The sequence below is a fragment of the Mycoplasmopsis columboralis genome (genome assembly GCF_900660675.1).
Lineage (GTDB): Bacteria > Bacillota_I > Bacilli_A > Mycoplasmatales > Metamycoplasmataceae > Mycoplasmopsis > Mycoplasmopsis columboralis.
In genome coordinates this window covers 111740-134168 of sequence record NZ_LR215039.1, presented here as the reverse complement: position 1 = coordinate 134168, position 22429 = coordinate 111740, and the positions used below count along the sequence as shown (strand labels likewise).

Here is a 22429-nt window from a genome sequence, read left to right as displayed (position 1 = left end):
TTAGAAGTTAACTCCATCTCCTTTTGTGTTTGCAAAAATAGCTATAACAATTCCGCCCACGATTATTGGGATTATAATTGTTAAAACTGTAGTAATAAGCATTTGAAAAAGACTTGTGAAAGATAATCTAAAGTCAGATTGGACAATTTGTAAATTACGTTTAGTTTTGAAATTTTCAACAAAGTTAATAACAGCAATAAATCAATCTAAATAAATTAAAAAAGCAAAGTAACCAAAGTAACTTGAAAAAAACAATAAAATAAAAATAATTACTGTAGAAACAATTAAAAGATCATATTTAGTGGTCCCAAATTCAGTAGGTTTAATATAAAAAGCAAATCCCACCGAAACTGTAAAAATAATTAAAAAGATACTTTCTTTAATTGAAAATCCTACTAAAGTTTTATCATCTCTATGAAAGACCTCAAAAATGGTCATTTTTTTAATGTCTTGGTATTTGGGATTAATTTTTGCTAAATAATATTTTAGCGGTATAAACAAAACTAAAAATAAACTTATTGCGAAAATAAACCCTAACAATTGACCGCCAATAAGATAAGGAACTCCATTATCCAATGGTTTAAAAGAAGAAGGATTTAAACCATTGCCTAGCTTATAACCTTGTAAAAATGACTGTAAAAGGACAAAAATCGGATTTACCAAAGGCGTTTGAGGGGTGTTGAATAAATATTTAGATGAAGCTCATAGTTGAACATACATTAAAAATGTAATCAAACTAAATCCCAGCGGTAGTATGATTTTAGTTCCTTTCACTTTAAATGCCGTTATTAACATTTTGAATAACAAAACAAAAAAAACTAAAATAAAAACCGCTAAAACTTCGGTAAAAAATCCTTGAGTATTTCAAAAAGTCGAAAGTAATTGTTTTGGTGTCATTATTAATAAAAATTATATTAAATAAGTAATTTTTTCGTGTGCAAATATAATAAAAGTGGGTTAAACCACTCTTTACGCTTCGCTGTCAGCATCAGCTTTGCCCATTTGAATTCATCTTTGCAATAAAGCTTCTCACTCTTGAGGTGAAGAACATTTCAAATATTCAATTTGATCAGCATCAACTGATAAATTAAATTGAGGAGAAACTCCGCTTTTTGTGTAATGATAATATCAAGATTTCACCTTTTTGATATCATCTTCAGCTTCTTGATAATTTACTTCAAAATCAAAAGCCTTGATTTTACGTTTGCGTAAATTAACATTTTCAGGATGTAAGTAATCCCCTTCTTCATCTTTTAAAAATAAAGCAATAATTTTATAACTAGTAGCTTTCATTAAGTAACTATATAGTTGCGCTTGTTTTCTATATGAAGGATCTACTTCCTTTTCTCATTTGTCAATTTTGCTTTCGCCTGCGGTCTTAATTTCGAGCACGCAATTCCGACTTGGTAAATAACCATCAGGTACTCCAGAAAGAACATCATCTTTTCCTTCAAAAAAGTTGTAATTATATTGAGCAGCTTCATAATTATAAATGGTTTCATTTGGATAAGCTGCCCGAAAGGCGTCAAAAACCTTAGGTTCTAATATAGTACCGGCATTTACATACTTTTTACTCAATACTGGCAACTTAATTCGTGCAATATGACAAAAAGCAGCAAATTGTGATTTAAAACCACCTGAAAGCAACACATCTCCAACAGTACTACCTCCAATTTTTTTAAATCCCTTGAACTTATCAAATGTTAATAACTCTTGATGAAAGGATTCGGATAAACGAACCACCTTATTAACTTCATCAACAAAATAATGGACATTGTTGTAATATTTTCGTTTAACCATTATTATCTCGCTAAGTAATTGTCGTAAATAATTTTGGCATATAAATTAACTTTTTCAAAGTTAGCACTTCAATGTTGATCAATTAATATATTCTCAGGAACAATATGATCAAAACAAACGTTTACAATTTTGTCAAAACTAGTTTCAGTTGAGTTATCATCAACCCCCACAACAAATTTAGTAGCATCAAAGAATTTTTGAATTCTAATAGCATTAACAGTTACTTTTGAATTTTCTCCAGCAATTTCTTGTAATTCCGCTAAAGTACCTTTAAAGTAATCAAGCTCATTTGGGAAACGCAAATCATCAATTAAAAATAATGAATTTTTCCCCTCTTCACTTGATTTACGTACAATTTCTTTGATTTTGTCCATTACTTTTGAACATCATATATTATTATCGATGTTTCTCCCTACTTCTCCCATTGCGATTCATAAAGGACGCACAATTTCTTTATCTACTCCGTCTCATTTAAGTTCATCTAAAATAGGCTCAGTAATTTTTTTAATAGGTTGAGCAAAAGATAAAACATGAATGTTATCTTTGTAGTCTTTCTCAGAAGCTAGTTTTTTAATTGCTTGAGAAAGCAATCCCTTACCACTTCTTCTTTTTCCGTTTATTAAGATAATTGAGTGTCTAATTTTTTTGTTTTCCATATTTCTCCTTAGTAATAAATTAATTGATTAAAATGTAATATTCTTTATTATAAATTAATGTATTTTAAAACAAATTAAAGAGCTAAAAAACTTTTTATAACTGCTTAAAATGTGCATAAAAGTTTTTCATAATGTTTCATATAAAAATGTGGAAAAAATATGGAAAATAGTTAGTTTTTTTAAAAAAATGATTCAAAAAAAGATGGATAAAAACCATCTTATAATAAAGTAACGATTTCCCCTCCAAAAACTGCTGTTTTTGCATCTTTTCCGTAAACATCATTAATTCTTGAACGATAAGAAACTAATTGTTGAGGATATAACTCACTATTGGTGTGATCAAGTAAATTAAAAGCAGGAATGGTGATTTGATTGTTTTGAGAATAAAGAGGAATGTTTTGCACAAAAGGTTGAATTAATGCACGTGATGCTTCTTGGAAGTTTTTATTAGCATCTATGTATGTCACTGGATTTGATAAATGTCCTAAAAGCAATCCTATTGGCAGACCTTGTTCATTTAAAACAAGCGATCCACTTGCTCCTTTATCAGGAGCGTTTTTTGAATTAAAACTATACATAAAAGCATAAAATTTAGTGGCTACTTCATTATTAAAATAAGAATTTTGATCATAGTTTTTTAATACATAATCTTTTTGAATGCTAAAACCTAAAGACGGATCATCAGAAGAATACCCTAATGTATTACGTTCGTTTGCATCTATTGTATTAAAAATACCACTATCATTGTTTTCGCTAGGAGCAGGATAACCAAAGCTATATAAATATCTAGGAACTAGTGAATAATTATAAGTTGCTAATTTTTCTTTAACAATTTCACTAATTTGTTCTAATGAGTTAGTTTTACTTTTTTCATAAGTATCAAGCACACTAGCATAATCTAAAGTTGCATACGGAATTTTATTATCTGTAAATAAATATTTATTTGAGTTAGTTTGATCTAAGTTTGTGAATTTTTTAATAGATTTATTTACTTCATTCATTGCTTGAGCTAATTTAACTCTAAAAGCTTTTGCCTTATAATCAGATTTAGATAATGCGTCTAAGTCAATTTCAAACTCTACAATTGCAAAATCAGCAAAATAAGTAGACTTTAAATTAGGTAATGCATTTGGTTGTAAAAAATTATGTGCTAAGAAGAAATTTCTTAGAATTGAATTTTTTGAATTAAAAGGAATTTGAACTCTATTTCAATTACTATCACCAACTTTTGAATTTGTATCATAAGCATCAGAAGCTCACGCAAATTCATAATAATAAGGGTTAAAAGTTTTTAAACGATTTGGTTGTTGATAAATATCATAATCTTTTGCAGAAAATAAGTTAGAAGCTACATGATAGTTAGTTCCAAAATAAAACTTAAATTTATTATTTCCTAAATGCATATAATCAAGCATTCACAATGTTCCAGATACTGAATATCCTTGAGTTGTCCCTTTTTGTTGCATATATCATTTAAGAGAAAAAGTTCGATATTTAATCGATTGAATGTAGTCGTCATTTTTAGTTAAAAAGGTGTTTCTGCTAGCTTGGATTGGATTAAACTGATAGTTTGTTGTTTTAATTTCTGTATTTGAAACGGGATTTGTTTCAACTGAAGGTTGTTCGCTTATGGAATTAGTGTCTGGTAAAGCATCAGAGTTATCTTTACTATTATCATTGTTAGAATTTGGATTATCAATAATTGGTTGATTATTTTGCGAAGAATCGTCATTTTTTGGATTATTTTTGATGGTAATTTGTTCTAAATTTGCATCTGTACACGAAACAACAGCTCCAGGAGCCATTAACGAAAAAACTAATAAGAAACGACTTAATTTTGACATGACTATATTTTAAACTTTATTAAGATAAATGGATATAAAAAGAGAGTATTTTCAACAAAATTAATACCAAAAAGCATTTTTTCTTTTAATAAAAAATACGCCGAAGCGTATTCTTATAATTTGTTCTTACATTCAATATTTGAAGATAATTCTTTAAGGTTTTGATATGAAATTTCGACCATATTAGCCACAGCTTCATCAGTGTAACTTCCAATATGAGGAGTAGTCATAACTTTAGGAAACATATTAACTAATTTCTTAATAACTGGGTCTTCAATTTCGGTTAACTTTTTACCAAAGTAAAGCTTTTCGCTATAGAACACATCTAAAGCGGCTGCATAAAGTTTTCCTGATTTTAAAGCTCTTAAAATCGCACTTTCATCTTGTAATTGACCTCTGGCAGTATTTACTAAGATGGCTCCATCTTTCATTTTAGCTATGAATTCATCATTAATCATTTTATCGTTTACACCTTTAATATATGGCATATGAAGTGAAACAATATCTGATTGATTAAGAAGTTCATCTAATGAAACATATTCAATAATTCCATTAGCATTTGGATTTGGATATGGGTCAAATCCTAATACTTTAGCTCCTAAACCTTTAAACATTTTGGCTGATTCTAAACCGATTTTTCCAGTTCTAATAATTCCTACTACAGAATTTTTCATTTCACGAGCGAAACCTTCAGGAAGAATTTTGTAATCGTATTCAGCAGCAGCTTTAGATGCAAAATACAAACTTCTTCTTGACAATGTAAGTGCCATTGAAACAGCTAATTCAGAAATAGCTGTTGGTGAGTAACTAGGTACTCTTGCGCTTTTGATATTAAGTTCGTGTATAGCTTCTAAATCCATGTGATCGTAACCAACAGTTCTAGTTAATACATAATCAATACCAAATTCTTTAGCTTTAGTTAATACCTCACGGTTTACTTTATCACTTGCACGGCAAATTACCGCATCATATCCTTTGATAATATCAACGTTTTCAGGAGTGAGTGACTCTGAACGTAATTCTAATTCGTAATTGTAGTTTTGGTTATATTTTTCAAAAATTGGTTTTTCTACATCACGAACTCCAAAACAAATAACTTTCATTTAATTATTCTCCTAAATATAAATAAATGCAGCTTTTGATATAACAATTCATACAGGAATTGCAATGATTGCAAATAATGTAGATAACGCTGAACAAAGAACAGCATATTCTTCATTACGTTTATATTGCATTGCGTAAGCAATAACAACTGTTGCAGGTGGAGTAGCAGCAAAAATAACCATAGCTGTAGCAGCCTCTTTTGTTACGTTTCCTGAACGGTTTAATCCTAAAAATACTAAGAAAACAATAAGTGGAATAACAATAAGTTTAAGTGCTGTAAATACTCACACAGCTGGTGATGTAACTGCTTTTTTAATGTTTGAAACAGCAAGTGTCATACCAATTGAAATTCAAACAAGTGGACTAGCAAGTCTTCCTAATGTTTGAATTGGTGTGTAAAAGTATGGCATTGTAACAGACAAGTTAAATCATCCGTTAGTTGCTTTAGCTGTTCCTGTAGTAAAGTTTTTATCAAATACAGAAGCACCAGGGATTAATTGTGTCATTCAGAAAATTAGACCCACAAATGTTGCGATAACAATAGGGTTTAAAAATGCAGTTTTAACTGATTTAGCAATGTTTTGACGGTCAAATTTAAGCCCTGACATTACCATAAAACAGTATGAGTAAAGGAAGATTCTATAAGGAATTGTTCAGATGTTAGCTGGAATAACTCCTGCACCATTATCAATTACATTAATAATTGGAAGTCCAAAGAAAGTAACACTTCCGAAAATAAGCATCATTCATGTAACTAATGCTTTTGATTCGCTTTGAGCGACTGTTCCGTCGATATTTACTTTCATTCTACGAGGAACAAAGTTTGGTGCATATGTGGTTAGCACAAATGCAATAACGCATAAAAGAACATAAAATGCAAACGAAACTCCTAAGATAATACCTTGTTCTTGAAGTTGTTTAATAGTAATGTTTTTCATAAATCCTGAAATAGCTAAAGCAGGAAGAGCGATTTTTAAAACAACCGCATTAAGAGATCCTTTCCATTCAGCTTTAAGGACTTTTGCTTTAGTTAAAACAAAACCAAGAGTAATTATTGCGATAGTTGCAATAATTGCACCTCAAAATCCAGTATTAGTCAAAGTGTTTTTTAGTGTAGTTAAAATATCATTCATTTTATTTGACTAATTGTCTTTTTCCTTTCATAAACACTCATATATTTAAAAAATATATGGGGGCATTAACTATAAATGCTAATAAATTATATTCTAAAAATTTTTATGGCCTCTTTTTTTAAGGGTAAAAAACTTCAGTTTTACTTTATAAATATGAAAATATTTTATAAAAATGATGGTAAAAATAAAGTTTTGTCCAAAATTTAAGAATTAGTTTTTTACTTATGTAAAACTTTAATAATTTAAATTTTATAATTTGAATATAAATCGAAAGGTATTAAAAGTTTATGATAATAAAAAACGTTAAAGTTGTTAATCCATATGGAGTTATTGACAATGCTGATGTGTATATTCGTGATGAAAAAATTATAAAAATCGTTCCTAAAACTGGGCTTGGAAAAAACTTTCTTTTTCCTGGTTTTGTAGATTTACACGTTCACGGATTTAAAGGTCAAGATTTCATGGATGGTAAAACTGCAACCGAAGAAATTTCAAAACAACTAGCTGAATATGGTGTAACATCAATTATGCCCACAGAAATGACTGCTCCTTGAGATGATTTAATTGTTGCGCTCTCTGATATTGCTTCTGCTGAATTTGCGGGTTCAAGACATTTAGGAATTCACCTTGAAGGACCTTTTATTGGTGAGGCAAAAAAAGGAGCCCATCATCCAGAATATCTTCTAAAAGGGACACCAGATTTAGTTCGCACATTACATAGAGCTTCAAAAGGAAGATTAAAAAGAATGTCTTTTGACCCTAAAATGGTGGATTTAGAAACTCTTAAAGAAATGCAATCCTTAAAAATTGTTCCTTCAATTGGACATACTGATGTTTCTTATAATGAAGCACAATTGTATTTTGATAATCGTGTTCGCAATGTTTGTCATATGTGAAACGCAATGAGTGGAATTGATTCGCGTAAACCAGGTTTGGTGCAAGCTGCGTTTAATCGAAATGTTTATACTGAAATCATTTTAGATTTCGAGCATATTTGTCCTGAAACAATTGACTTTACTTTACAACACAAGGATTTAGAATATATTGTTTGTGTTTCAGATGCTATTAGACCTGCATACGGTCCAGATGGAGACTCAATTTCTGGATCAATTCCAGTAACTAAAAAAGGGAAAAATATTTATTTAAAAGGAACTAATACTATTGCCGGAAGCGGAATTACACTATATGACACTTTTAAAAATCTAATGAAAATGAAGGTTAAATTACCTGATATTGCTAAGTTAACTTCAACAAATGCATTAGATTCAATTAAACATAAAAAAATCGGTCGTATTCGTGAAGGATATTATGCAGATTTAGTCATGATCGATCGTAAATCATTAGATATTAAAGCAGTTATCATAAACGGGAGATTAGTTAAAGGAGAAATATAATGAAAATTATAAAAGTGGATACACATAAAACGCTCTCACAAGTGTGTGCGTTTATGTTTGAAGAACAAATAAATAAGAAACCAAATTCTAAAATTTGTTTTGCTACTGGTTCTTCACCAGTGCAAACATATATTGAATTAATTAAAAAATATAATCAAGGGTTGCTTGATTTTAGTCAAATTACAACCTTTAATTTAGATGAGTATGTCGGGATACCAACTACAAATAAATGTTCATATCATTATTTTATGGATGGGAATTTATTTAATCATATTAATGTTAAGCGAGAAAACATTAATTTCCCTAACGGAAATGGCAACGTTGTTGAAGAGGCTAAAAAATACGAAGAAATTATTAAAAAACACGGAGGAATTGATTTTACTATTTTAGGAATAGGAACTAACGGACACATCGCTTTTAATGAACCAGGTTCTACAATAAGTGATCGAACACGTGAAGTTCAACTAACTCAAAGTACTATTGAAAGTAATAAAATTTATTTTGATAAACCTTCAGATATGCCTTTAACAGCTATTTCTATGGGAATTGGAACAATTTTAGAATCTAAAAAAATCGTTTTAATTGCTTCCGGAGCTTCTAAAGCTAACGCTATTAGAGACATGATATTAGGACCAGTTTCACCAGAATGTCCCGCAAGTTTTTTACAATTACACAATGATGTAACAGTTATTGTTGATGAAGAAGCTGGAAAATACATTTAAGAAATAAATAAAATTATATTAAATTAGGATAAGGAAATAGATATTCTTGTCCTTTTTTATATAATCTTATTTTCTTTAAGAAAACTAATAATCAATAAATTTAATATAATTTATATAAGAAAAGAAAGGAGAATATGGTTCCAATTATTGTCGGAAGTGTTGTTGGTGTATTATTATTAATTGTTTTAATAGTTGTACTATTTTCAACACTCTTTATAGTAAATGAAACAAACTTTTACATTATTGAAAGACTCGGTAAATTCAATAGAATTGCAACCAAAGGGGTAAACTTCAAGTTTCCTTTTATTGAAAGAATTGCTCTTAAAGAAAACTTAAAAGAAAAAGTTATTGATTTCCCAGCTATTAACGCAATCACTAGAGATAACGCCACTATTAAAGTTGATGCCGTTATTTATTTAAAAGTAGTTGATCCTAAGTTATTTGCTTATGGGGCTGAAAGACCATTTTTAGCCATTGAAGCTTTAACTGCAACTACCTTAAGAAACTTAATTGGTGAACTAGAACTTGATGAATCACTTACTTCTAGAGAAACAGTTAATGCTAAATTAACAACCATTTTAGATTTAGCTAGTGATGCATGAGGAATTAAAGTTAATCGGGTAGAAATTCAAAACATCGCTCCTCCAACAGAAGTTCAAGAAGCTATGACACGTCAAATGCAAGCCGAAAGAGATAAAAGAGCAATTATTTTAGCTGCTGAAGGTACAAAACAAAGTGAAATTTTAAGAGCTCAAGCACAAAAAGAAAGTCACATTCTACGTGCTGAAGGAGAAAAAGCCTCTAAAATTTTAGCTGCTGAAGCTGAAAGAGAACGTCAAATCCTTGAAGCTAAAGGGCAACAAGAAGCTTTAGAATTATTAAGTAAAAGTACTATCAACTCAAAATTGCTTCAGTTAAAATCAATTGAACAACTTGGTGTGTTAGCTAATGGAAAAGCAACAAAAATTATAGTTCCACCAAACTTATCTGAAGTTGTTAAAACAATGGCCGCAGCTGGTGAAGTGTTTAGAAACAACGAAGAAAAAACCGAGTAAATCAATTTAAAGTCAAACAAGCATTGGGCTTGTTTTTTATTTAACAAAATAAAAAACCGCAACACTTGTTGCGATTTGCGTGGGTAATGATAATTAATAAACTTATTTTCTAAGTTTAGCAAGAGAAAGTTTTAAGCTTGCTGAACGAGCAGCTTCTCAAATAATTTCTCCATAAGTTGGGTGAGGGTGAATTGTGTGCGCAATTTCATTAACTGTAATTTCTTGTTCCATTGCTAAAGCAATTTCAGCAATATAATCAGTTGCGTGAGGACCTACAATTCATGCTCCTAAAATTTCACCGTATTCTTTATCAACAATTAATTTGATAAATCCAGTGGTATTTAAAGCGGCAATTGATTTTCCAAGGTATTCAAATAAGTATTTTGAAGTTAATACATCTTTACCTTGTGCTCTAGCTTCTTCTTCTGTCATACCAATAAAAGCAATTTCTGGGTTGGTGTAAATACATCCAGCTACTGATTTAGGTTTGTATGTTTCTTTGGTTTTGTCTCCAAGAATGTTAAATACTGCAGTCATAGCGTGAGCGTAAGCTACGTGAGCAAGCATTGATTGTCCAGTAACATCACCAATAGCATAAACACCTTCAACATTAGTTCTTTGATGTTCATCAACTAATACTTCACCTCTGCTTCCAAGTTTAATTCCAGCTTCAGCTAAACCTTGAGAATTTGGTGTTCTACCTGTGGCTGTAAGAACAATTTCTTGTTCAAGGACTCTTTCTTCACCTTTAACATTTACGTAAAGTTTGTCATTTTCGTATTTTAATGTTTGGGTATCAAAAAGAACTTCAACTCCAAGTCTTTCAAGCATTTTGTTAACTTCTATTGATACGTCTTTATCAGCTGCTGGAAGAAGTCTTTCGGTGTTTTGGATAATTACAACTTTAGCTCCTAAAATTGAGAAAATAGTTGCAAATTCAAGACCGATAACTCCTCCACCAATAATGGTTACTGATTTAGGACGTTTTTCTTTTCAGTTAATTGCTTCTTTAGAAGTGATGATTTTATTGTCTTTGTAACCTTGTTCAAATCCAGGAATTTTAAGTAATTTATTAGCAGTAGATCCAGTAGCTAAAATTAAGTTTTTAGCTCTGTAAACTTGTCCTTCAACTTCAATTACTCTATCTCCAAGAACTTTTGCTTCACCAAATACAGTTTTAGCTTTTGAAGATTTCATAAGCATTTCAACTGATTTAGAAATCTTTTTAACGACTTCTTCTTTTCTTTGGTGCATTGCAGTTCATGTTTTATCTTCAGAAATTTGTTCTTCTTTTTTAAGAACAATTCCATAATCATGAGCATGTTTAATTGTTTGAATTACTTCAGTTGATTTAAGTAATGCTTTAGTAGGAATACATCCGGTGTTTAAACATACTCCACCTCAGAATGATTTTTCAACAATTAAAGTTTTAAGTCCGCTTTTACCAGCTTCTTCTGCTGCTAAATATCCACCAGGACCTGATCCAACTACAATAACATCATAATCTTCATCAACTTTACCAGTATATGGTTTTACATCTTTGGCAATATTTGATGAATTTGAAGCAACTTGTGCTTTTTCATTAACTGTAGGCATTGATTTTTTAAATGCTGCTAAATCAATTAAATCATTATTAACAACAGCTTCTCCAACTACACTAGCTCCGGTTTCTTTTTTCTCTTCTTTAGCTGGTTCTTCAACAACTGCATCTCCTGAACCATCATCAATTAAGAAAATTTCTTGACCAACATGAATAACATCACCAACGGCCATCATAATTTTTGAAATTACTCCATTAACAGGAGAAGTAATATCTGAAGTAACTTTATCGGTTTCAACACTAAAAAGGTTGTCTCCTTCTTTAACGGTTTGACCATCTTTTACATAAATTTCAGCAACTGTACCTTCGTGAAGACCTTCACCAATATCTGCGAATTTAAATTTATACATTTTAGTACACTCCTAATACTTCAGGTTTTTCAAGTAATTCTTTAACTCTTGAAGCAAAACGTCCAATTTCTGCTCCATCAATTCATCTGTGGTCCCCAGCAACAGTAATGTACATTACTTTACCTGGAACAACAGCTCCGTTTTTAACAACTGGTTTATCAACGATTGCTCCAACTCCAGCAATAGCAAGTTCAGGATAGTTAATAACTGGTACTCCAAATAAACTTCCTACACTACCATAGTTGGTTACTGTAAATCCAGCACCTTTCATTTCAGCAGGTTTAATTGTTCTTTCTCTAGCTGCTTTAGCTAAACGACCAATTTCTTTAGCTAAATCTAAAATTGACAATTGATCAGCACCTGGAATTACAGGAACCATTAATCCAGCTTCAGTATCAACAGCAAATCCTAAGTTAATAACTCCAGGATAATCTAAAGTTGATTTAGCTTCATTGTATTTTGCTGTAAATTTAGGGAATTCTCTTAAAGCAATTGCCACTGCTTTAAGAATGTAAGGTAAAAAGGTTAATTTAACGTTATCACTTTTAAGAACTAAATCTTTAATTGATGAACGTAAATTTCATAAATTAGTCATATCGATTTCATGAACTAAGTTTACATAAGCAACATTATCTCATGAGTTTGTCATCGCTTTAGCAATGGCTTTTCTAATTGGGGTAATTGGTTGTGAATATGGTTCTCCGCTTACCACTCTTGGGGTTACTGCTGCTGGCGCACTTTGAGGAGCACTTGTTGCAGCTGGAGCAGGTTTTTGAGCTCCTGAAGCTACATATGCATCAATATCAGCAACTAAAATACGACCGTGATCTCCTGAACCTTTAACAAGAGATAAATCAATACCAAGTTTAGCTGCTTTGGCACGAGCAATTGGGGTTGTTCTAATACTCATTATGTTTAATATCTCCTTTTATTAAAACTTAAATGACATAACTTCTTTTACTTTTTCAACGATTTTATCATCGTTAATAGCATGGAAGTTTTCACCTTTGGCAAGAGGCACAGTAATGTCATATCCTGTTAAACGAGCCATTGGAGCTTTAAGATATTCAAAAGCTTTTTCATTAACTCTAGCCATAATTTCAGCTGAAACAGAGAAGCTTCTAACTGCTTCATGAACAACAAGCAATCTTCCAGTTTTCTTTACAGATTCCACTATTGTTTGGTGATCAAGTGGTTTGATTGTTCTTAAATCAATAAGTTCAATTGAAATTTCTGGATTTGATGCTTGAAGTTTTTTCATCGCTGCTAAAGCATCGTGAACTTGAGCTCCATAAGTAACAAGAGTCAAGTCTTTTCCTTCAACTAAAACGTTTGCTTTTCCAATTTCCACTTCATAGTATCCAGCAGGAATTTCTTGTTTACCAGCACGGTAAATTTTCTTAGGTTCTAAGAAAATAACTGGATCTGGATCTGCTAAAGCAGCAAGTAAAAGTCCTTTAGTGTCATAAGGGAACGCAGGCATAACTACTTTAGTTCCTGGTACGTGTGAGTAGATAGCTTCTAAAGCTTCAGAGTGGTGTTCTAAAGCTCTAATTCCTCCACCCATAGGCATTCTAATAACAATAGGTACTGATAAACGTCCTCTTGAACGGTTTCTTAATCTAGCTGCATGGGTAAAAATTTGTTGCATAGCTGGATAAGAGAATCCTTGGAATTGTAATTCACCAATTGGTTTTAATCCAGCAAGTGAAGCTCCAATTGCCACTCCAGCAATAGCCGCTTCAGAAATAGGAGTATCAAAAACTCTTTGAACACCGTATTTAGCTTGAAGACCTTGAGTTGCACGGAAAACTCCACCTTCATAACCAGCATCTTCTCCAAATAACACAACATTTGGATCTTTTTCCATAGCTAAATCAAGCGCATGAGTTAAGGCTTCAATATTATTAACTACTTTTGTGTCAGCCATTATTTAACTCCTTTCTTTGATCAAAAGTCTACTGCTTCTTGTTTTTGTTCTTTTAAGTATTCAGGAAGTTCAGCGTATGTGTAATCAAAAATATCATCAAGTTTAGTATTGATTTTTGTCATACTTTCTTCGTAAGTTTTTTTAACAAAATCTAATGATTCATTTCAGATTTGTTCTTTTTGAGAATCATTTAAAGCGCCAACTGAGTAAAGGTATTTTTCAAAACGGTGCATTGGTTCTCATTTTTCATTTTCTTTTTCTTCTTCTTCAGTTCTATATACCCGTGGGTTATCTGAAGTGGTGTGTGGTCCTTGACGTCAAGTTACAAACTCCACAATGATTGGTTTGCTTTCATTTCTTGAGTATTCAATAGCATCTTTAATAGCGTCATAACTTGCTAAAAAGTCATTTCCATCAACTCTAATTCCAGCACATCCAAAAGCAGCGGCTTTCATTGAAATAGTTGCAGATACTGATTCAAAGTGGTTCGGAGTTGAAATAGCTCATTGGTTGTTGTTAACACAGAAAACAGCTGGTCATTCTTGAACGGCTGCAAAGTTAACTCCTTCTGCAAATTCACCTTCGGTTGTTCCACCATTACCAACAAAAGTAACAGCTACTCCACCTGTTTTGTGGTGTTTCATTCCAAATGCCATTCCGGCTGCGTGTGAAATTTGAGATGCAATAACAATATTTACAGGCATTACATTTACACCTTCAGGAATGTTGCATCCTCACTCGTTTCCGTTTCAGTAAAGCATTTGATTTAACATTGGAACACCAAGTGCTAACATGGTTGCATTTGATCTAAAAGCTGGTAAAAATCAATCGGTTTTAGGATTCATAGCAAAAGCTGTTGCCACTTGCAATGCTTCTTCACCAAGGTTAGGCACAAAAGTTAACATACGACCTTGTCTTTGAAGTTGAAGCATGTAGGTGTCTTGTTGTCTTGATAAAACCATTCACTTATAAGCTTCTAAGAGTTGTTCGTTTGTAAGTGATGATTTGTATTTTTTATCAATTAAATCACCATTAACATCTAAAACTCTAATCATTTCATTAGGGTTAGACATAACTGTATAGTTACCGTCTTTATCTAATGCATATTTATATGTTTTTGACATTTAATTTTCCTTTCGTTTTTTTGGTTATCAAAGTAATAAAATTACTTATTTTAATTTTACCGCTTTTTAGCATTTTTATGTGTTGCTATTGAAAGATTTTAAAAAAGCAAAAAATTTTTAGCAAAATTGCTTTTTTTGCAAAGAAAAAGGCAATACCGCGAACGAAAAAGTACTGCCTTTTAAGAAATCACAATTAAAATTCAAGAAACATTTTGAAAGTTATAATATAAGAAAAAAGGGCGTGCAGAGCACTAGAAAGGACTGTTTTAAACTAATTATTTGAAATTTGAATTATCAAATAAAATATTTTCCGGAAAGGAACTTGTCTTTATTAAAAAACAGCAAAGTTTAAATAATCATGATAGTACACAAAATTATAAAATTACGGAGAAAATAATTTTATGTACAACAAGAAGAAACAAAGGGAAAATGAAAGACCTTTGATATGTTTTAAGATAATTTTTAAATCCAGTAAAGGAAAAACCAAGATTAAAACCAATTTGTGAAAAATAAAAACACTAAACTAACAAAACACAAAAATGGTTAAATTGAACAAAATAAGCGAGAGCATTAATTACAAATAACCTTAGTTTGATTAAAATAATTTTTTAAAAAATTTGTTAATGGTTTTTACATTCATTTTTGAAACAAATGTAAATAATATTTTTTAATGATATCTAATTAATCATTGTGGTATAGATAAGAAAACGACAACAAATTCTGTTTTTTATAATTCTGAAACGATAATGAAAACCACATTAAAAATTGAGAAGATCGTATTTCACGCGTAACGATCTTTTTTGAAATTGAGACCTTAAAATAGAATTTGATAAATTAATAATTTTTGATTATGTTTGTTTCTTGAAAATTATGATAATAGAGATATGAAGAGTTTTTGGTGCAACTTAGATGTTTTGCTAAGGAAGGGTTTTACTATTTTTTACTTTAAATTGCACCATGATAATTATAAATAAATTAACTACCATTTAGGTAAAAGAACTTGCAAATGTGAAAAAAATTTTCATAATTTACTTTTTTAAGTATTAAAACAAATCAAAACCAAGACCTACTAAATACTTTCTTTAATTAATTTAGCCACCTTTTTACCTACAACTTGAGCTAATTCCGCTTCAGAAGCATTATAAATTGACGAATAATCTTTAAAATGTTGCAAAAGTTTTTGCTCGCTTTTAAGTCCTACACCTTTAATTTGGCTTAGTTTACTTGTTAAAGAAGATTGTCTAAATTTGTAATTAAAATATTTTTTAGCATAAGCATCTATTTTGATTTGTAAATTACTTAAGAAGTTGTATAAATTCTGATCTTCAATTTTAAGATGTGTTCCGTTTTTTAAAACAATTTCACGAGTCTTATGTTGATCATCTTTTACTAATCCAATCACATTGAGTTTATTTATATCAATAAAATCAAATTCTTTTACAGCTCTAAAAAATGAATTAATTTGAACAATTGATCCATCTACAATAAATAAGTCATCGTAATTGATATTTCTAAAAAATTCAATGTTAACATTAATATAACTGAGTACATTTAAATACATATATTCACTGTCAGCTAATTTGGATGTATTAAAACGAGAGTTTTTTTCTAAAAAGAATTTTCTGTTTAATTTTGCGTAATTTTGACCATCTTTAAAAGCCATACCAACACCTACAACATTTGTGTTGTTTAAATTAGAATTGTCAAAAATGTAAATTAATCTAATTTTATTAGGGAGCTTTAGTAACGATTGTAAAGTATTTAAAGACTCAATATTACGTTGATTTTTTGCTAAATTATGTGTATATTTGGTTTGAATGGCTATTTTATTGTTTTCATTTGTTAAATTAATTAAATCTAACAAAACTCCTTTTTGAGGGTAAGTTATTTTTTCTGAAAGAAGTTCAATGTTTAAATTTTTAAATTCATAATCAATAACAATATTGTCGGCAATTTCATTTAATTCATAATAATTTGCTAATGTCAATTCGATATCTTCTTTGATGTTGCTTTGTGATTGAAAATAAGTGTAATTATGCGAAGTTTGAATTCCGTAACGGTAATTTACAATTGAAACATGCATTACATTTTCTTGTAATTTAAAAGCAAACACATCAATATTTTTTAATGAAGAAATTTCAGAAATTTGACGTTGTTTCATCTCTTGAAGCAATCGTAAAGAATCACGATATTCTTTAGCAATTTCAAAGTGCATTTGCATAGCTGCTTGTTCCATTTTTGTGGTTATTTGTTTTAAAAACGAAGTATCTTTAAGCTTCAAAATATCAATAATTTGATTGAATTTTTGAGCATTTTCTTCTTTGGTGGATTTAAGAATTGGCAAACCATCTTTGTAAAGAAAAAAACGTTGCAAAATATTAACTAATTCGCGGCGATGAAAACCTTTAGTAATTGGCCCATAATAATAAGTGTTTGCTTTGGAATGTTGAATCTTATGTGTGGTTTTAATGGTCAATTTATCACCATGTTCAATTTCAATGTATGAATAATTTTTATCATCTAAGAGCAAGATGTTGTATTTAGGTTTATATTTTTCAATGTAATTTTTTTCTAATAACAAAGCATCTTTCTCGGTTTTAGTGACATAAAAATCAAAATCGGCAATGTTTTGAACTAACTTATAAGTTTTATATGAATTAATACTTCCTTTGAAATACTGATGCATACGACTGTATAAATTTAAAGCTTTACCTACGTAAATAATTTGATCATATTGATCTTTTCACAAGTAGATTCCGGGTTTTTTGGGTACACTTTTAAGTTTTTCTTTTACACTAATTTTCATATGTTTTTAATTATATTAAAATTCGACGTTTTTATTTTAAAGCAAAACAAAACCAACATAAAAAAGTTGGTTTTGTATAATCTAAAAATCTTATTTATAATACGCTTTAAAGAAATGCTAATTCTGAGAAAGGAACCAATAAACTAACGCTGGCTTTATTTGTTTTGTTGTTTGAAATTTTATTAAAAATAATTCATCTAATTACAAAAAGTACAAAAATTGGAGTTATTGTTACAAGAGAAGCTCAATTTAAACCTCTTATATAACCACCAGGATAATGATAACCTTCTTCGTTGTTTTTCACAACGTCAACCACTGCTGGATTTACTGTTGAGCCAGGTCTTATTGGCACAAGCATATAAATTACAACCACAATTAAAGCAATGACTGCGATAGCATATAGAAAATCAAGTAACACTAAAGCATTTTTAAGATTTGCTTTATGTTCAGCATTTTGTTTTAAGTGAATTGATCCGATTAGTAAAATTCCACCAACAAGCAATAAGACATAAGATAATATTAAGAAAAAAATACTAAAAAATTTAGTGTAATTGTTTTTGTCCTTAACATCAATAACACTATCAATATAATTAATAATAATTATTCCTACAATTGAAGCAATCAACAATATAATTGACAAAAATAGTAAGGTAATTTTTTCTTTAGAAAATACAGTTAAATGTTTTTTCAATTTTTCCTCCTTATATTTAAATTATAGTTTTTTTTCATTTTTAGCAAAATTAAGCAATTATTTGGCTTTTTTGCAACGAATATATTCAATTACTGGGTTGATAAATAAACTTATAACAGTAAGTGAGGATAATAGTGAGTAAAATCCAATAAAAGTATATATTCAATATTCTTTATAAAATGCTTGATTAAAGTTCTTATTTCCTCTAAATTCAAAATTCATAATGCTAATTGTTAAAAAACCTAGATTTTTCACAAAGAAAATACCAGTAATTAAAATAAGTAAATATTTTAAATAATGTTTTTGCTCTTCTTTTCCTTTTTTTGATCGGTAAAAGAATAAATTAAAAATAACAAAACTAATAACAATATAGAATACATCGAAGATAAAACTGATTAAAGCACCATTTAGAGAAAATTCATTGTAAGTGTATTTGTAAATAATGATAATTTGTGTAATTAAAAATATTTTTAACGAAAAAACATCTATTAATAAATAAAGACAAATTAACGAAATCACTAAAGTAAAGGCTAACAAATTTTTACTTGAAGTAAATTTTTGTTTTTGTAAAAACAATTTATCAAATAAATAAGAACTTAAAAAAACAAGCGCAATTGAAGAAAGGTTTGCAATTTGTACAATAGCATTTTCTTTAGAAGAAGCAATTATAGTGTCTAATTCACTTCTACCTGTCGGCATATATATCATTTTAACCGAATCATAAGAAGAAGAAATAATAATCGGTAAACTAAAAATTAGCACTAAAACAATATGAAAAATATAAAATATTTTTCTGTGGATATCGCTTTGAAAAATTGTTGTATTTTGTTGTTTTCTTATTATAGATTTAAATATTATTACAAGCAAAATATTAAGAATAATAAATAATAGAGTGTTGCCAAAAATTATATTAACTGTGAATTTAATTCGTTCAAATTTAAATATAAAACACAAAATTGAGTAAATAATTAAAATAAATAATGATATTGAAATTTTAAGAATTCAATATAAATGTGACGCATTAAATATTTTTTTGTTTTTTTTCAACACCATTAATACCCTCCTGGAAATATAGGTTCGTTTGCATATATTTCATCAAGAAGATCGTTTCTATCAAATTCAACTGAAAAAGCTAAATTATACTCATTGTATCAATCTTTTATTAAAGCGGATCTAATTTTGGTTTCAAAATATGAAGCTGTGACATACTTTCCATCGTATTTAAAAAGTTTTTGTTGTTTTGAATGATCCATACCATTTTTTGGAGCTAGTTTATAAAAGTCTGAAGTTCTTGTATATATAGCGCTCAATTTCATAATTCTTATATCACTTTTATTTCCTCATAAAGTAGATATTATTACTTCATCAGTTTTTGGGTTATATCCAAAGGCAACAAAAACATGATGATAACGACTACTACCCAACAAAACAGGTGTTGCTTCTACGGTTAATGAATGTATTAAACTTTTCTTGTATGATGTATATCATAACCAACTATCATAAGTTTCTTTGTAAAAATTTTTATTAAATGACGATTTGTTTACAATACTATTAAACATTTCATCATAATCTTCAGCAGATGTCCCATTTTTTAATACTATACCATGCAGTTTGTTTGCAAGAGAGTTTCTAGGGAAATTGTCTATATGATTTCTAAATATAGGAACTCCATAATTTAATTTTCTTGAACTAGAATGATCTAAGTTGTTTATATTTTCCGGGTAATCTTCAACAGTTATTTCATTCTTATACACACTTTCTTTCATTAAATTTCCATCATAGAATATATGATTAAATAAAACTATATTTGCAAATGCTATGTATCCACACAAACCATTTCTTTTGATATTTCCACTTTCATAGGTCAATAGTTCATCATAACCTACTTCCTTATTTGTGTCACGAGTAAATCATCATCATGCATGATTTGTTAAAACAATATCTTTGTTATAACTAAGATTATAAGTCGGGATATCCGGAATAGTTTTAGGGGTTTTATTTTTAGATCTTACTAATATTTTAAATAAAGACGCTTTTCTTTCTATTTCTAGTATTTTATTTTTTAATTCATCATCAGAATAAAAGGTTTTTCTTCTGTTTATATTTTCTTCAACATCAAAAATAACCTCTGATTCGTTTTCTAAAGAAAACAGTTTATTGTTTTTCGATTCTATAAAGCCTTCTAAAATATCATAATAAACTATATGAATATTTTGATTAGAAAAATTGTAATGATTAGTTTTTTGATGCATAACAATTTCTTTCAAAATATCATCATATACAACGACATATTCATCATTGTATACAATATAGTATGAATTTTGAGTTGATAGAAGATTGTTAAATTTGATTTCCTCTTTATAATAGTATGAAATTTCATATGAGACAAAATTTTTAATTTGTTCATGTTTGTTTTCTTGTTCTGCAGTGCCATCTATTGACAATGCTGCTGTAGTTGCGATCGCAATTGATCCCAACCCCAAAATAGTTGAGCTTTTTTTGAGTTTATTCATCATAGTAGTTCTCCTGAAAGATTAAATGAATTAAATCTACCAGATTTAGTTCTAAAATATTATTCCTAATTCTATTTACAATTAAAAGAACATTATTTATGCACAAATTTATTTCAAACTTGATTTTTAGATAATTTAATATTTTTAGTAAATTTTCTTCACTTTCAAAATAAACAAGCATATTTTTACCACCTAGAATATAAGGATTTATTTTAGAAAAGATTTTTTTAAATTCTTCTTTTCTTTCAATAAATTTTTGACATTCTTCTAAATTTTTTAAAATATCTAGCTTTATTAAAGCATCTTTAATTTTTAACAACAATCTTTTTTGATCTTCTGAAAAGTTAAGCTTTAAGATAAAAAATTCAGGTTTAAACAAATTTAATGAGTAATTATATTGTGCGAAAATGAACTTAAATACAGAATCATTTATAAATATTTTTAAACAATTCTTTTTGTTCTTTTTTAAATCATTTAGTAGATTTGTATCATTATCTATTATTTTAATGTCATTCAAACAATCATTTAGTTTTTGGAATTCATCTTTTGTTGAATCAGAGTTGATTTTATTTAATAAAAAACCTAATTGACATAACTTGGATACTAAACAAAAAAATGTGTTACAGAATTTTAATCCATTTTTATAGATTACAAATTCAGAAGGTACGTTTTTCTGCAAAACCGACTCTAACCTAAAGTTGAAACTCTTGTAATTTATTTCAATTTCTTTCATTAATATTGAATTTCTTATTACTCTTTCAATAGCAAAGTTTTTTTCTATTTTATTTCAAATTATTAATCTATTAGAAATAGGTAAATTTTCAGAAAAAATTACATCAATATCATTGGATTTTCTATTAAGAAATCCATTTAAATAAATTGCAAACGATCCTTGAATGACTATATTGTCGGAAATTGAGCAAATTTCCTTTGCAAAATTTAAAAGTATATTATTTTCCATTTTAGACCCGGTAAGTTTTGTTTATTGATTTTTCAAATTTTCAGACTCATTTTTTTCTATTCTGTATGTTTTTTCTTTTATTTAAAAATTTTTTTAAATTGAAAATAAACAATAAGTAACTCTTTTTTGTTATTATCATTTCTATTCTCTTAAAAAAAGTATTTATATCAAACTTTCACAAATTTTTCTTGTTTAAAAATAGTTGAAATGATAAATCTTTTCAAACTTCTTCGTTAAATATAGATATATATTTTTCATTCAAAAAACAAAAGTTTTCATCAATTTTTTGTAAATCATCAATAGTAGTTTCTATTTGTGTTATTTCATTATAAAAAGGATTATCATTAAAAACATGAATTAAATTTATTAGTTTAAAAATTTAAAGAAAAAAGGAGATTTCTTTTTTAAGAAAATTTATCCCATTAATTTTTATAATTTGGTGTTTTGAATAAAATTTAGTTAAAATAATATCTATTTTTTCTCCTTCATGCTCAAACGAAATTAACTGTCTGCTAATATATTTTAGTTTTAAGGAAGGATGTTCTTTTAATTTTTCTTTGAATTGAGAATAAAAATTACTATTTCTTTTTTTCAAACTCAAAAACAAATCTATGTCATTGGGTTCTCTTTCAATACATTTTTGAATTTTTAAGTTTCATGAACCCTGCACAATAAAATCGTCAAAATCACTTCAAATTTTGGAAATTTTTTCAATTTTATTTTGGAGAGTTTTCATTACATAAAAA

At 28.7% G+C, this 22429-nt stretch carries 19 protein-coding genes; 3 read left to right on the top strand and 16 right to left on the bottom strand.

Going from position 1 to position 22429, the window contains the following annotated elements; all coding sequences use genetic code 4:
• The 6 genes from EXC45_RS00480 to EXC45_RS00455 all read right to left on the bottom strand — a co-directional run bounded on the left by EXC45_RS00480 (nt 1) and on the right by EXC45_RS00455 (nt 6537).
• Nucleotides 1-897 (bottom strand): MAG4940 family membrane protein, encoded by an 897-nt coding sequence (locus EXC45_RS00480; protein ID WP_129693730.1) that lies wholly within the window; start codon nt 895-897, stop codon nt 1-3.
• Nucleotides 898-969: 72 nt separating this feature from the next.
• The gene (locus EXC45_RS00475) at nt 970-1800 is read right to left on the bottom strand and encodes an MAGa7180 family putative nuclease (protein WP_036434191.1); all 831 of its coding nucleotides are present in this window, start codon (nt 1798-1800) and stop codon (nt 970-972) included.
• Nucleotides 1801-1802: 2 nt separating this feature from the next.
• Nucleotides 1803-2456 (bottom strand): hypothetical protein, encoded by a 654-nt coding sequence (locus EXC45_RS00470; RefSeq protein ID WP_036434190.1) that lies wholly within the window; start codon nt 2454-2456, stop codon nt 1803-1805.
• Nucleotides 2457-2674: 218 nt separating this feature from the next.
• Nucleotides 2675-4300 (bottom strand): MIP family Ig-specific serine endopeptidase, encoded by a 1626-nt coding sequence (locus EXC45_RS00465; protein WP_129693728.1) that lies wholly within the window; start codon nt 4298-4300, stop codon nt 2675-2677.
• 113 nt (nt 4301-4413) lie between these two features.
• A complete protein-coding gene (locus EXC45_RS00460) occupies nt 4414-5403 on the bottom strand; it encodes an NAD(P)-dependent oxidoreductase (protein ID WP_036434186.1) in 990 nt (329 codons plus the stop codon).
• A gap of 12 nt (nt 5404-5415) precedes the next feature.
• Nucleotides 5416-6537: an AEC family transporter gene (locus EXC45_RS00455; protein WP_036434184.1), complete on the bottom strand. Its 1122-nt coding sequence runs from the start codon at nt 6535-6537 to the stop codon at nt 5416-5418.
• Nucleotides 6538-6824: 287 nt separating this feature from the next.
• Here EXC45_RS00455 and nagA point away from each other — a divergent pair, with 287 nt between their 5' ends.
• From nagA to EXC45_RS00440, 3 genes are all read left to right on the top strand, one after another.
• Entirely contained in the window at nt 6825-7931 is a 1107-nt protein-coding gene (gene nagA, locus EXC45_RS00450) for an N-acetylglucosamine-6-phosphate deacetylase (protein ID WP_129693727.1), read from the top strand.
• Complete coding sequence (gene nagB, locus EXC45_RS00445; protein WP_036434181.1) at nt 7931-8653, top strand: glucosamine-6-phosphate deaminase; 723 nt, start codon at nt 7931-7933, stop codon at nt 8651-8653. The genes nagA and nagB overlap by 1 nt, the downstream gene beginning before the upstream one ends.
• 134 nt (nt 8654-8787) lie before the next feature.
• Entirely contained in the window at nt 8788-9708 is a 921-nt protein-coding gene (locus EXC45_RS00440; protein ID WP_036434179.1) for an SPFH domain-containing protein, read from the top strand.
• Between the two features lie 102 nt (nt 9709-9810).
• Here EXC45_RS00440 and lpdA read toward each other — a convergent pair whose 3' ends face one another.
• From lpdA to EXC45_RS00390, 10 genes are all read right to left on the bottom strand, one after another.
• On the bottom strand, nt 9811-11658 hold the full coding sequence (gene lpdA / locus EXC45_RS00435; protein WP_036434177.1) for a dihydrolipoyl dehydrogenase: 1848 nt from the start codon (nt 11656-11658) through the stop codon (nt 9811-9813).
• 1 nt (nt 11659) lies between these two features.
• Nucleotides 11660-12568: a 2-oxo acid dehydrogenase subunit E2 gene (locus EXC45_RS00430; RefSeq protein WP_036434175.1), complete on the bottom strand. Its 909-nt coding sequence runs from the start codon at nt 12566-12568 to the stop codon at nt 11660-11662.
• Between the two features lie 21 nt (nt 12569-12589).
• Nucleotides 12590-13588: an alpha-ketoacid dehydrogenase subunit beta gene (locus EXC45_RS00425; RefSeq protein WP_036434173.1), complete on the bottom strand. Its 999-nt coding sequence runs from the start codon at nt 13586-13588 to the stop codon at nt 12590-12592.
• Complete coding sequence (pdhA, locus tag EXC45_RS00420) at nt 13588-14712, bottom strand: pyruvate dehydrogenase (acetyl-transferring) E1 component subunit alpha (RefSeq protein ID WP_036434170.1); 1125 nt, start codon at nt 14710-14712, stop codon at nt 13588-13590. The genes EXC45_RS00425 and pdhA overlap by 1 nt, the downstream gene beginning before the upstream one ends.
• 1069 nt (nt 14713-15781) lie before the next feature.
• Complete coding sequence (gene uvrC, locus EXC45_RS00415) at nt 15782-17518, bottom strand: excinuclease ABC subunit UvrC (RefSeq protein ID WP_036434167.1); 1737 nt, start codon at nt 17516-17518, stop codon at nt 15782-15784.
• A 106-nt stretch (nt 17519-17624) separates the two neighbouring features.
• Entirely contained in the window at nt 17625-18209 is a 585-nt protein-coding gene (locus EXC45_RS00410; protein ID WP_036434164.1) for a hypothetical protein, read from the bottom strand.
• A gap of 57 nt (nt 18210-18266) precedes the next feature.
• Nucleotides 18267-18917, bottom strand: a complete 651-nt coding sequence (locus EXC45_RS00405) for a hypothetical protein (protein WP_129693726.1) — start codon at nt 18915-18917, stop codon at nt 18267-18269.
• Nucleotides 18918-19261: 344 nt separating this feature from the next.
• Nucleotides 19262-20725, bottom strand: a complete 1464-nt coding sequence (locus EXC45_RS00400) for a putative cysteine peptidase (RefSeq protein WP_036434158.1) — start codon at nt 20723-20725, stop codon at nt 19262-19264.
• Complete coding sequence (locus EXC45_RS00395) at nt 20715-21683, bottom strand: hypothetical protein (protein WP_036434157.1); 969 nt, start codon at nt 21681-21683, stop codon at nt 20715-20717. The genes EXC45_RS00400 and EXC45_RS00395 overlap by 11 nt, the downstream gene beginning before the upstream one ends.
• A gap of 379 nt (nt 21684-22062) precedes the next feature.
• Complete coding sequence (locus tag EXC45_RS00390; RefSeq protein WP_051616947.1) at nt 22063-22419, bottom strand: hypothetical protein; 357 nt, start codon at nt 22417-22419, stop codon at nt 22063-22065.
• Nucleotides 22420-22429: the final 10 nt, after the last annotated feature.